12 protein-coding genes and 1 tRNA gene are annotated in these 11,330 nt (G+C 71.1%); 8 read left to right on the top strand and 5 right to left on the bottom strand.

Annotation, left to right across the window (positions count from 1 at the left end; genetic code table 11):
* Positions 1-3: 3 nt before the first annotated feature.
* Positions 4-126: a hypothetical protein gene (locus D9V37_RS20930; RefSeq protein WP_269778388.1), complete on the bottom strand. Its 123-nt coding sequence runs from the start codon at positions 124-126 to the stop codon at positions 4-6.
* Positions 127-297: 171 nt separating this feature from the next.
* Here D9V37_RS20930 and D9V37_RS16530 point away from each other — a divergent pair, with 171 nt between their 5' ends.
* A complete protein-coding gene (locus D9V37_RS16530; protein ID WP_232524962.1) occupies positions 298-1,245 on the top strand; it encodes a proline iminopeptidase-family hydrolase in 948 nt (315 codons plus the stop codon).
* Positions 1,242-2,612: an APC family permease gene (locus D9V37_RS16535; protein WP_121807253.1), complete on the top strand. Its 1,371-nt coding sequence runs from the start codon at positions 1,242-1,244 to the stop codon at positions 2,610-2,612. The genes D9V37_RS16530 and D9V37_RS16535 overlap by 4 nt, the downstream gene beginning before the upstream one ends.
* Here D9V37_RS16535 and D9V37_RS16540 read toward each other — a convergent pair.
* Positions 2,609-3,295 (bottom strand): ABC transporter, encoded by a 687-nt coding sequence (locus D9V37_RS16540; RefSeq protein ID WP_147455988.1) that lies wholly within the window; start codon positions 3,293-3,295, stop codon positions 2,609-2,611. The two genes, D9V37_RS16535 and D9V37_RS16540, sit on opposite strands and share 4 nt — an antisense overlap.
* Before the next feature lie 357 nt (positions 3,296-3,652).
* Between D9V37_RS16540 and D9V37_RS16545 the strand changes: the two genes are divergently transcribed.
* Positions 3,653-4,189: a hypothetical protein gene (locus D9V37_RS16545; RefSeq protein ID WP_147455989.1), complete on the top strand. Its 537-nt coding sequence runs from the start codon at positions 3,653-3,655 to the stop codon at positions 4,187-4,189.
* Between the two features lie 80 nt (positions 4,190-4,269).
* Here D9V37_RS16545 and D9V37_RS16550 read toward each other — a convergent pair.
* Together D9V37_RS16550 and D9V37_RS16555 are read right to left on the bottom strand one after the other, a co-directional pair.
* Positions 4,270-4,343 (bottom strand) — tRNA-Phe (locus D9V37_RS16550).
* Between the two features lie 52 nt (positions 4,344-4,395).
* Entirely contained in the window at positions 4,396-4,752 is a 357-nt protein-coding gene (locus D9V37_RS16555; protein WP_121807256.1) for a metallopeptidase family protein, read from the bottom strand.
* A gap of 193 nt (positions 4,753-4,945) precedes the next feature.
* Here D9V37_RS16555 and D9V37_RS16560 point away from each other — a divergent pair, with 193 nt between their 5' ends.
* The 4 genes from D9V37_RS16560 to D9V37_RS16575 all read left to right on the top strand — a co-directional run bounded on the left by D9V37_RS16560 (position 4,946) and on the right by D9V37_RS16575 (position 9,039).
* Positions 4,946-6,064 (top strand): sugar ABC transporter substrate-binding protein, encoded by a 1,119-nt coding sequence (locus D9V37_RS16560; RefSeq protein ID WP_198412616.1) that lies wholly within the window; start codon positions 4,946-4,948, stop codon positions 6,062-6,064.
* Positions 6,065-6,153: 89 nt separating this feature from the next.
* Positions 6,154-7,185 carry an ABC transporter permease gene (locus tag D9V37_RS16565; protein ID WP_121807258.1) on the top strand — a complete coding sequence of 344 codons (1,032 nt, stop codon included), beginning with the start codon at positions 6,154-6,156 and terminating at the stop codon, positions 7,183-7,185.
* Positions 7,178-7,960, top strand: a complete 783-nt coding sequence (locus D9V37_RS16570; RefSeq protein ID WP_121807259.1) for an ATP-binding cassette domain-containing protein — start codon at positions 7,178-7,180, stop codon at positions 7,958-7,960. Before D9V37_RS16565 ends, D9V37_RS16570 begins: the two co-directional genes overlap by 8 nt.
* A 29-nt stretch (positions 7,961-7,989) precedes the next feature.
* Positions 7,990-9,039, top strand: a complete 1,050-nt coding sequence (locus D9V37_RS16575; RefSeq protein WP_198412617.1) for a LacI family DNA-binding transcriptional regulator — start codon at positions 7,990-7,992, stop codon at positions 9,037-9,039.
* A gap of 76 nt (positions 9,040-9,115) precedes the next feature.
* Here the strand turns inward: D9V37_RS16575 and xylA are convergent, their stop codons facing one another.
* Positions 9,116-10,291 (bottom strand): xylose isomerase, encoded by a 1,176-nt coding sequence (xylA, locus tag D9V37_RS16580; protein WP_121807261.1) that lies wholly within the window; start codon positions 10,289-10,291, stop codon positions 9,116-9,118.
* A gap of 39 nt (positions 10,292-10,330) precedes the next feature.
* On the opposite strand from xylA, the gene D9V37_RS16585 reads away from it, so the two are divergent.
* Entirely contained in the window at positions 10,331-11,302 is a 972-nt protein-coding gene (locus tag D9V37_RS16585; protein ID WP_121807262.1) for an aldose epimerase family protein, read from the top strand.
* The last annotated feature ends 28 nt before the right edge of the window (positions 11,303-11,330 follow it).

Raw genomic sequence — 11,330 nt, forward strand, 5'->3', positions numbered from 1 at the left:
CGCTCAGCCCAGCAAAGTGATGAGGGCCAGCACGACGGCCAGCGCGGTGACCAGTGCGATGTTGCGCCGGTAGCGACGCGGGAGCCGGTGACCGGCGTGGTGCTCGACGACCTCGACTGCGCTCATGGTGAGGACTCCCTTGTCTCGACCCGAGGTCCGGCCCTGAGCGGGTCGCGACTGCGGTGCCTCCTACATTCCCCCGGCGGCCGTGCGCAAACCAGTTGTCGAAGGTTTGTCGAAAGAACACCCGAGCGGGTGGCTGGTCGTGGACCCCCGGTCCGTGGTTCGTTGGGCATCGTGGCCCCGACGTACGCGATCCCCGAGCCCACCAGCACCGGCGAGATGGCGTTCTCCGCGCCTGGTCTGGCCGGCACCACCTGGTACCGCGTGACCGGCGAGCTCGGCGCCGGCCCGCCCCCGCTGGTGGTGCTGCACGGCGGCCCCGGGGCCGCGCACGACTACTGCCTGTCGATGGCCAACCTGGCCGGCGTCGGCGAGGGCCGGGCGGTGGTGCACTACGACCAGATCGGGTGTGGCCGCAGCAGCCACCACCCCGACGCCGACCCGGCGGTCTGGAAGCCGGAGCTGTTCGTGGCCGAGCTGCAGCAGCTGGTCGAGCACCTCGGTATCGCCGAGGACTTCCACCTGCTCGGCCAGTCCTGGGGCGGGATGCTGGCCCCGGAGTACGTGCTGGCCCATCCCGCCGGCGTGCGCAGCCTGACCATCTGCGACTCCCCCGCCTCCATGGAGCTGTGGCTTCAGGCGGCCAACCTGCTGCGCGCGGAGCTGCCCGAGGAGGTGCAGCAGACGCTCACCCGCTACGAGGCCAGCGGCGACTACGACGACCCGGCGTACCTGGCGGCGATGCAGGTCTTCTACGACGCCCACGTGTGCCGCGTCGTGCCGAACCCGCCCGAGGTAGCGGCCACGTTCGCCCAGATCGAGGCGGAGCCGACCGTCTACCACACCATGAACGGGCCGACCGAGTTCCACGTCGTCGGGTCGATGAAGGACTGGACGATCGTCGACCGGCTGCCGGCGATCTCGGTGCCGACACTGGTGGTGAGCGGCGCCCACGACGAGGCGATGCCCCTCGTCTGGCAGCCCTTCCTCGACGCGATCCGGGGCTCGCGCAGCCACGTGTTCCCGGCCTCCAGCCACATGCCGCACGTCGAGGAGCACGAGGCGTTCCTCGAGGTGGTCGGCGGCTTCCTGGCCGAGCACGACGGGCAGGCGGGCGCGTGAGCAGCGCCGAGGACGAGCTCGCCGAGTTCGGCTACCGCCAGGAGCTCGACCGGCGGCTCTCCACCGCCGACCTGGTGGTCTACGGCCTGGTCTTCATGGTGCCCATCGCGCCGTGGGCGATCTTCGGCGTCGTGTTCAACGCCTCGAAGGGCATGGTGCCGCTGGTCTACGTGATCGGGCTGGTCGCCATGATCTTCACCGCGCTCTCCTACGCCCAGATGGCCAAGGCGTTCCCGATCGCGGGCTCGGTGTACTCCTACGTCGGCCGCAGCATCCACCCGAACCTGGGCTTCCTGGCCGGCTGGACGATCCTGCTGGACTACCTGTTGGTGCCGACCCTGCTCTACGTCATCGCCGCGGAGTCGATGTCGGGCATCTTCCCCGGGGTCCCGAAGTGGGTCTGGATCGTGGTCTTCCTGCTCGTCAACACCTCGGTCAACTTCGTCGGCATCTCGTTCACCGCCATCGTCAACCGGCTGTTCCTCGTGGCCGAGGTGCTGTTCCTCGCCATCTTCGCCGTGATGGCGATCGTCGCGATCGCCCACGGCACCGACGGCGCCACCCTCACCTTCACCCCGTTCTTCGACTCCTCCTCCTTCACTCCCGGCCTGGTGGGCACGGCGCTCTCGATCGCGGTGCTCAGCTTCCTGGGCTTCGACGGCATCGCGACGCTCTCGGAGGAGGCGCGCGGCGGACGTCGCTCGGCCGGCATCGCCATGGTCTCCGCACTCGTGGTGGTGGCGCTGTTCTTCATCACCCAGACCTGGCTGGCCGCGATGCTCGTGCCCGACACGAAGCAGTTCTCCGAGGCCGACACCAACAACGCGTTCTTCGCCATCGTCGAGAACATCAGCTCCCATGGCTGGCAGGTCGCGTTCTTGGTCATGAACGCCCTCGCGGTGGGCCTGGCCAACGCGGTGGCGGCGCAGAGCGCGACGTCGCGGCTGCTGTTCTCGATGAGCCGCGACGGCCGGCTGCCGCGTTTCCTCTCCCACGTCAACGTCCGCACCAAGGTGCCCGAGCGGGCGATCCTGCTCGTCGGCGCGCTGACGTTGGTGCTCGGCCTGTTCTTCGTCGGCCAGCTGGCGCTGATCTCCTCGCTGGTGAACTTCGGCGCGCTGACGGCGTTCTTGCTGCTGCACGTCTCGGTGGTGGCCTGGTACGTGGTCAAGGGCGCCCGCCCGAACTGGTTCCTCCACCTGGTCTCGCCGGTCATCGGGTTCGTCGTCATCGGCTACGTGCTCGTCAACGCCGAGACCAACGCCAAGGTCGGCGGTCTGGTGTGGCTGGTGATCGGCGTCGCGGTGCTGCTGCTCTACCGCTCGCGCGGCATCGACGTCAGCCGGGACAACGAGACCTCGACCTAGGCGGGACCGGCCTTCGCCGCGCGCTTGCGGCCCGGCAGCCGCCCGGCGAGCTCCGAGAGCGGCCCGACGGCCTCGCCCAGCGCGTCGGCGGAGGCCTGCAGCTGGGGCAGCGCCTCCTCGATGAGCTCGGTCAGCACCGGCTGCAGCCGCTCGAGCCGTGCGCCGAGATCGACCAGCTGGTCCAGCGTGCCGCCCTCGGCGACCAGCTTGTCGACGAAGCCGTCGTCGGCGAACGAGCGCTCCACCAGCCCGTCCTCGGCCAGCAGCTGGTCCAGCAGCCCGTCGGGCCGGGTGATCCGGTCCAGCGCGCCGTCTCGCACCAGCAGCCGCTCCAGCGCCCCGCCGGGCTCCAGAAGCCGTTCGACCGCACCACCGGGGGCGAGCAGCCGCTCGACGGGTCCGCCGTCGGCCAGCAGCCGACGCACCGGACCGTCCTCGGCGAACGCCCGGTCCAGCGCACCGCCGGGCGCGATCGCCTGGCCCAGCGGCCGGTCGCGCGAGAGCGCCTGCGCGAGCGCGCCGATGCGGCCCAGCGGGCTGTCGGGGTCGTCGGCCATCCGCTCCAGACGCCCGATCAGCCCGTCCTTGGACAGCAACCGCGCCAGCCCCGCGGTGACCTCGGCGCTGGCACTGGCCAGGCGCGAGGGCATCCCCAGCAGGTCGCCCGGTGTGGGAATCGGCATGGTCATCAATGTAGGGCGGACCGCCCGCCGGCGACGAGGAAGCCGGGGCGGGTGCGTTGACGGCGCGCCGCAACCGTTCGGTGTGGAACGGTCTGTCCCGATGAGCGAGCATCGGGACGTGAACGCGGCCCGACGGCAGTTCCTCGAGATCGACGGGCCCGACGACGAGGCCGCCCTGCAGCGGCTGCACGAGCTCGCCGCGGTGGACTGGTCCGACATGGGTCAGGTGCGGGACACCTTCCGCGCCTGGCCAGGCCCCGGGTTCTGGGTCCCGTACGCCCTGCTGTGGCTGCTGGGGTCCCGTTCGTTGTCGCCACAGCGCCAGATCGGGGCGAAGCCGTCTTCCGCGGGGCTCTCATGGCAGGGGTCATGGTGTTCTGGGGAGGCCCACTGTTGTTCTTCCACGGCCTGGAGCGGCACCGGGTCTGCGATCACGGGTTGGTCCTGGGCTTCAAGAACTCGGCCTACGTCGTGCCCTGGGAGACCCTCGACCCCGGCCGTGTCCGGGTCGGGGTCCGCATGGGGCTGCTCGGGCGGCGTGAGGACATGCCCCAGACCTCACCGAACTACCGCATCGGCGTCTTCGGCCTCAACGGGCTCGTCGTCAACGGCCTCGACACCGCCATCACCAGCTCCTGGAAGTCCTTCGACCCCCGCCACCGCGTGTTCAGCCTCTTCACCTGGTGGCTGCTCGGCACCCGCCACGCACCCGAACTCGCCGCCGCCATCGAAGAGGCCATGGTCGCCGACGGCTACGACGCCGCCGGCCTCGCCGACCGCGCCCTCGCCCAGCAGTTGACCGGCCACTGGAACGACCGAGAACCCAGCCCGGTGCCACCACGACTCGGCACCGACCCCGCCATCGGCGTCCACGGCCCCCTCATGGATCCGTGAACCCGCACCCGCCGACGAACAGATGCCCCCGCCGGCAGCCGGCGGGGGCATCGCTGCAGGTCAACAGCCCTGCGTGCTCGTGGGCAGGGGCGGGGTCGAACCGCCGACCTTCCACTTTTCAGGCGGACGCTCGTACCAACTGAGCTACCTGCCCGAGCGGTGAGAACCATACCGGAGCACCTGCGGCGAGGTGGAATCGGCGCTGCTCAGCCGTAGCCGAGCTCGCGCAGCCGGTCGTCGTCGATGCCGAAGTGGTGCGCGATCTCGTGCACCACGGTGATGCGCACCTGCTCGACCAGCTCGGCCTCGTCGGCGCACATGGCCAGCAGCGGACGGCTGAAGACGGTGATGCGGTCGGGCTCGCGGAAGGTGTAGCTGCTGTCGCGCTCGGTCAGCGGGACGCCCTCGTAGAGGCCCAGGAGATCCGGGGCGTGGGTGGGTGGATCGTCGGCCACCAGGACGACGACGTTGCGCGCCAAGGTGGCGAGCTCGTCCGGGACGCCGTCCAGGGCATCGTCGACGAGCCGCTCGAACGGCCCGCGCGCCAGGTCCACGCCTGCCATCGTGGCAGCCGTCCCCAGAACCTGATGTCGCCCGGTGGCGCGGTGGCTCGTCCGGGCGCCTGTGATGCTTGACACACCCGATGTGAGCGATAACAATCCGACTGCCGCGGGGATCCCTGCGGCGGCCGGCATCAGACGTGGGAGCGCGGACATGCACGAAGAACGAGGTATCGGCGGCTCAGGTCGCTCCGAGGTGAACGCTGACATCGCGGCCGAGGCACTCGACCGCCTGGAGTGGCGCGACGCCCGCCGCTCGACGCCCGAGCGCGCACCCCGCTTCGCCATGGCCCGACGCGCCGCTCTCACCGGTGGCGGCGCCGCGCTGGCCTCCGCCATGCTCGCCGCCTGCAGCTCCGGCTCCGATGCGAAGGCGTCCTCCGGATCCGCCGGGGACACCTTCGGGTCGTCGAAGAAGCTGAAGTTCGTCTTCGTCAACCACGTCACGACGAACACGTTCTTCGTGCCCACCCGCTACGGCGCCCAGGACGCCTGCGACCTGTTCGGGGCGCAGTACCAGTGGACCGGCTCGGAGAATAGCAACGTCAACGAGATGGTCAATGCGATGAACACCGCCATCACCGGCGGTGCCGACGGCCTCGCGGTCGCGCTCGTCGACGACAAGGCCTTCAACTCCCCGACCGACGCCGCCATCAAGGCCGACATCCCGGTGGTCGGCTACAACGCCGACGCGAGCACCAACTCCCGCCTCGCCTACATCGGGCAGGACCTCTTCGCCTCGGGCCAGGAGATGGGCAACCGCATCGTCGACCTCGTCGGCTCCGGCCCGGTCGCCCTGTTCATCGCCACCCCCGGCTCGACGAACCTGCAGCCCCGCATCGATGGCGCGCTCTCCGTACTCAAGGCCCATCCCTCCATCACCACCTCGACCGTGGCCACCGGCGCGGCCATCCCGGCCGAGCTGTCGACCATCGACTCCTACGTGACCGCCCACTCCGACGTGAAGGGTCTCTTCGCGGTCGACGCCGGCAGCACCCAGAGCATCGCCCAGACCATGCAGAAGCACTCGCTGCGCGGCAAGGGCGTCAAGGCCGGCGGCTACGACCTCACCCCGATCACCCAGAAGCTGCTGGCCTCCGACCAGCTGGACTTCACGATCGACCAGCAGCCGTACCTCCAGGGCTTCCTGCCCGTCCTGGAGCTCTACCTGTACACCGTGTCGAAGACGCTGAGCGGCATGGCCGACGTCAACACCGGCCTGAAGTTCCTCGACAAGACCACGGTGAAGCCGTACAACAGCACCAAGTCCCGCTACGAGGGATCGTCGAAGGCGGCGGGGGTCTCGAAGAGCTGATGGCCACCTCACACGCGGAGTCGCCGACCTCGACGACACCGCCGCCGGCCTCGGGGCGGGGCCCCGGCCCGGGGGCGGGGACGTCGACCATGAGACGGCTGCTCACCCTGCGCGAGGGCAGCATCGTCGTGGTGACGATCCTCGCGATCGCCTACTTCGCCGTGGCCAACGACCGGTTCCTGACGAGCGCGAACTTCAAGACGCTGCTGCCCTACTTCGCCCCTTTCGCCATCCTGGCGGTGGGCGAGGTGATGCTCATGGTGGCCGGCGAGATCGACCTGTCCATCGGGTCGGTCTACCTCTTCGCCCCGTTCATGTTCTACGAGTTCCACCAGCTGGGGCTGCCGCTGGTGGTGGACCTGCTCCTGTGCCTCGTGTGCGCCGCGCTGATCGGGGCGCTGAACGGCGTCCTGACCGCGGTCGTGGGCATCTCCTCGTTCATCGTCACGCTGGGGACGCTGCTCGGCGTGGGCGGCCTGACGCTCATCATCTCGGGGGCCGCCCCCGTCGCCATGCCCGGCGCCGAGGTTCACACGACGACCGAGTCGGTGAAGAAGGTCGTCAACGGCCACACCATCACGCTGCAGGAGCAGGTCAACCACGTGGGCGGCTTCGCGAGGGTGTTCGGTGCCGGCATCTACTCCGAGCTGATCTGGGCGCTGCTCGCGGTGGCGCTGCTCCACGTGGTCCTGCGATCCACGCGCTGGGGCATGTACACGGTCGCGGTGGGCGGCAACCGGCACGGCGCGGCGGAGGCCGGGATCAAGGTGCGCAGCATCGTCATCCGCAACTTCGTGCTCTGCGCCCTGCTGGCCGGGTTCGTCGGCGTGCTGGAGGCGATGCGCGCCAGCTCGGTCACCCCCGACACCGCCGGGGCCTCGGAGACGATGTTCCGCGCGGTCTCGGCGGCGGTCATCGGGGGCACCCTGCTCGCCGGCGGCGAAGGCACGGTGGTGGGCGCGCTGCTCGGCGCGCTCTTCCTCGGCGTCCTGCGCGACGGACTCGTGCTCGACGGGGTCAGTGCCGACTACCTCGACTTCATCCTCGGCTTCGCGATCCTCATCGCGATGGCCGTCAACATCTACGTCGGCCGCGTGCGGAAGGGGTCCGGGCATGCCTGAGACGGAGGGCGACGACGACGTCCTGCGGGTCGAGCACGTCTCCAAGCGGTTCGGGGCGGTCACGGCGCTGCGCGACATCAACCTGCACCTGCGCCGCGGCGAGGTGCTCGGCCTGCTCGGCGACAACGGCGCCGGCAAGTCGACCCTGATGAAGATCATCGCCGGCTTCCAGAACCCCGACGAGGGCCGCATCGTCGTCAAGGGCGAGCAGGTGAGCTTCCGCGACGTCGACCACGCCCGCTCGCTGGGCATCGACTGCGTCTACCAGGACCTCGCCCTGGTCAACGAGCTGGACGTCGTGCAGAACATGTTCCTCAAGCGGGAGCTGGTCTCGCGGCCCATCCCGCTGCTTGCCCGCCGGGTGATGCGCGAGCGCACCCGCGAGGCCCTGGAGCGGATCGGGATCAACATCCCCCGCCTCGACGTACCGGTGGCGCGCCTGTCCGGTGGGCAGCGCCAGGCCATCGCGGTGGCCCGGACGGTGACCTCCGAGGCCGACGTCATCCTGCTCGACGAGCCGCTGGCGGCGATGGGCGCCAAGGAGGGGGCGATGATCCTCGACCTCGTGCAGCAGCTGCGCGAGGCGGGCGAGGTCTCGATCATCATGATCGCCCACAACTACGTGCACGTGCTCCAGTCGTGCGACCGGGTCAACCTCATCCAGGGCGGCGAGATCACCTTCGACAAGCCGACGGCGGACACCTCGGTGGAGGAGCTGAACGAGATCGTGGTCGAGGAGTACCGCCGGGCCCGGCGGGCGGCGCAGGCGGGCTGAGGCGACGACGCGTGCCCGATACTGGGGCCATGGCCGCCTCCTCACCCGTCGGTGAGCCGCGGCCGACGGCTCCACCCCGGCCGCAGCGCGGCCCGGCCATGACCGACGTCGCCCGGCTGGCCGGCGTCTCGCACCAGACGGTCTCACGGGTGCTCAACGCCCACCCCAACGTCGCCGAGACCACCCGGCTGCGGGTCCAGGCGGCCATGAACGAGCTCGGTTACCGCCCCAACCGCGCGGCCCGGGCGCTGGTCACCGGCGCGTCGCAGACCATCGGCGTCGTCACCCAGGCCACCCCGCTGTTCGGCCCGGTGCGGTTGCGCACGGCGCTGGAGCTGGCCGCCTCCGAGGCGGGGTTCGACGTCTCGACCGCCAGCATCCGTGGCGTCGACCGGTCCTCGGTCGAGGCCGCCGTGGAGCGTCACCTGGCCCAGCGGGTCGACGGCATCGTGGTCATCGTGCCGGTGGTCTCGGCGCAGGAGGCCCTGGACGGCGTCCGGGGCGACGTACCGGTGGTGGCGATCGACGGCGACCCGTCGCGGCCCTCCGGCCTGGTGACGGTCGACCAGGCGGAGGGCGCGCGGCTGGCCACCCAGCACCTGCTCGACGCCGGGCACCGGACCGTGTGGCACGTCTCGGGACCACCCGACTGGTTCGACAGCGCCGGTAGGGCGGCGGGCTGGCGCGAGACGCTGGACGCGGCGGGCCGTGAGGTGCCGCCGGTCATCGCCGCGGACTGGACGCCCGAGGCCGGCTACCGCGCCGGCCAGATGCTGGCGCGCATGCCGGAGGTGACGGCGGTGTTCGCCGCCAACGACCACCTCGCGCTCGGCATCACCAAGGCGCTGCGGGACCAGGGCCTCGACGTCCCCGACAGGATCAGTCTGGTGGGTTTCGACGACATCCCCGAGGCCGGCTTCCTCTCGCCACCGCTCACCACCGTGCGCCCCGACTTCGACGCCGTGGCGCACCAGGCGCTGCAGGCGATCCTGGGCTGGCGTGACCACGGCGGCGCTCCGGCGGCGGAGGCGGTGCCGCCCACACTGGTCCAGCGCGACAGCGTCGCCGCGCCACGGTGACGCGCGGCGCCCGCCTGCACGGCGCGGGCGTTCACCGCTGCAGCCGCCCTCGCTGGGGACGAGGTGGTCGTCGAGGTCAGCCGACGAGGTGCTCGAGCGCCAGCTGCTGGAGCGCGACGAAGCCGTAGTCGCGCTCGGCCGCGACCTCGGGGTCGAAGGAGTCGTCGCCGGCCAGTAGGTCGGCGGCCGTCTCACCCTCGTCCAGGGTGGAGACGGCGAGGTCGGGCACGCCGGAGTACGCCATGGCCTCCTGCACCCGAGCGTCGGCGCGGAACGCGCGAGCGCGCTCGGCGAGCATGAGGTAGGTGCTCATGCAGGCTCGGGCCGACTCCCACACACCGTCCATGTGCTCGGTGCGCGAGGGCTTGTAGTCGAAGTGCCGCGGGCCGGCGTAGCGCGGGCCCTCGGGGTGGTTCGGGAACCCGTTCTCGAGCAGGTCGACGGTGAAGAACGCCGAGAGCAGGTCGCCGTGGCCGAAGACGAGGTCCTGGTCGTACTTCAGGCCCCGCTGGCCGTTGAGGTCCAGGTGGAACAGCTTGCCGCTCCACAGCGCCTGGCCCAGCGCGTGGTTGTAGTTGAGGTTGGCCATCTGCTCGTGACCGGTCTCCGGGTTCAGCCCGACGACGTCGCCGTGCTCGAGCTCGGCGATGAGGGCCAGCGCGTGGCCGACCGTGGGCAAGAAGATGTCCCCACGCGGCTCGTTGGGCTTCGGCTCCAGCCCGATCCGCAGGTCGTAGCCCTGGGTCTTGATGTAGCCGGCGACCGTGTCGAGCCCCTCCTTGTAGCGCTCGAAGGCGGAGTACACGTCCTTCGACGAGTCGTACTCGGCGCCCTCGCGGCCGCCCCACATCACGAACGTCGAGGCGCCCACCTGGGCGGCGAGGTCGACGGCGCGCAGCACCTTGCGCAGCCCGAACCGGCGCACGCCGCGGTCGTTGGAGGTCAGCCCGCCGTCCTTGAACGCCGGGTGGGTGAAGGTGTTGGTGGTGACCATCTCGACGACGAGCCCGGCGGCGTCGGTGGCGCGGCGCAGGCGCTCGACGCGCTCGGCCTTGGTGGCCTCGTCCGCGTCGAAGTCGAAGAGGTCGTTGTCGTGGAAGGTGATGCCCCACGCGCCGAGCCCCGCCAGCCGCTCGGCGTACTCCCACGGGTCGAGGGCGGGCCGGCTGGCGGTCCCGAAGGGGTCCACCCCCAGCCAGCCCACCGTCCACAGGCCGAAGGAGAACCGGTCGTCCGGCGTGGGTGTGCGCACGCTTCCTCCACATCGTCGTGTGAGCGCTAACCTACCGCGATGAGCCTGCGGATCGGCAGCCGCGACGGGGTCGAGGTCGAGCTGCTGCCGCTCGGCGCAACGGTGCGGAGCGTATGGGTCACCGGATCCGACGGCGTGCGACGCGACGTCGTGCTGGGCTACGCCGACCCGGCGGACTACCGGGCCGGTCACGACTACCTCGGCGCCACCGTCGGTCGCTACGCCAACCGCATCGCCGCCGGCCGGCTGCTGGTCGACGGCGTCGAGCACCGGCTCGCCCGCAACGACCGGGGCCAGCACCTGCATGGCGGCCCCGGCGGCTTCCACTCCCGGATATGGGAGGTCGTCGCCCACGAGCGCCACCGCGTGCGGCTCGCGCTGGAGAGCCCGGCGGGGGAGGAAGGCTTCCCCGGCCGGCTGCGGGTGGAGCTCGACGTGTCGGTGGCCGGTGCGAGCGTCGCCCTCGAGTACCGCGCCGAGACCGACGCCGCCACCGTGGTCAACCTGACCAACCACAGCTACTTCAACCTCGACGGCGACCTGCCGGGACGCGACGTGCGGGACCATGTGCTGAGCGTCCCGGCGTCGCGCTACACGCCCGTGGACGACGTCGGCATCCCCACCGGCCCCGGCCGCGACCCCGACGTCGAGGTGGCCGGGACGCCCTTCGACCTGCGCGCGGGGATCCGCCTGGACGGCGTCGCGGACATCGACCACGACCTGCTGCCCGACGGTGCAGGCCTGCGCGAGGTGGCACGGCTGATCTCCTCGGCCGGCGGTCTCGCGCTCAGCGTCCGCAGCGACCAGCCCGGCCTGCAGGTCTACGCAGGATCCAAGCTCGACGGGAGCACCACGTCGCGCGCCGGGCACCCCATCACGGCCTATGCCGGTGTCGCGCTCGAGCCCCAGCTGCCGCCGGACAGCCCCAGCCGGCCCGGTAGCGGCGGCGCCGTGCTGCGGCCGGGCGAGCGCTACCGGCACCGCATGGCCTGGCGCTTCGGCCCTGCTTGACGCTAACGGGTGTTAGCGCTCACACTCA

Origin of the sequence: Nocardioides mangrovicus (assembly GCF_003674065.1) — a bacterium.
GTDB lineage: Bacteria > Actinomycetota > Actinomycetes > Propionibacteriales > Nocardioidaceae > Marmoricola > Marmoricola mangrovicus.

Coding starts and splice junctions, on each gene's coding strand:
- D9V37_RS20930 (WP_269778388.1), bottom strand. CDS start 126: ATGAGCGCAGTCGAGGTCGTCGAGCACCACGCCGGTCACCGGCTCCCG.
- D9V37_RS16540 (WP_147455988.1), bottom strand. CDS start 3,295: ATGCCGATTCCCACACCGGGCGACCTGCTGGGGATGCCCTCGCGCCTG.
- D9V37_RS16545 (WP_147455989.1), top strand. CDS start 3,653: ATGGCAGGGGTCATGGTGTTCTGGGGAGGCCCACTGTTGTTCTTCCAC.
- D9V37_RS16555 (WP_121807256.1), bottom strand. CDS start 4,752: ATGGCAGGCGTGGACCTGGCGCGCGGGCCGTTCGAGCGGCTCGTCGAC.
- D9V37_RS16565 (WP_121807258.1), top strand. CDS start 6,154: ATGAGACGGCTGCTCACCCTGCGCGAGGGCAGCATCGTCGTGGTGACG.
- D9V37_RS16570 (WP_121807259.1), top strand. CDS start 7,178: ATGCCTGAGACGGAGGGCGACGACGACGTCCTGCGGGTCGAGCACGTC.
- D9V37_RS16575 (WP_198412617.1), top strand. CDS start 7,990: ATGGCCGCCTCCTCACCCGTCGGTGAGCCGCGGCCGACGGCTCCACCC.
- D9V37_RS16585 (WP_121807262.1), top strand. CDS start 10,331: ATGAGCCTGCGGATCGGCAGCCGCGACGGGGTCGAGGTCGAGCTGCTG.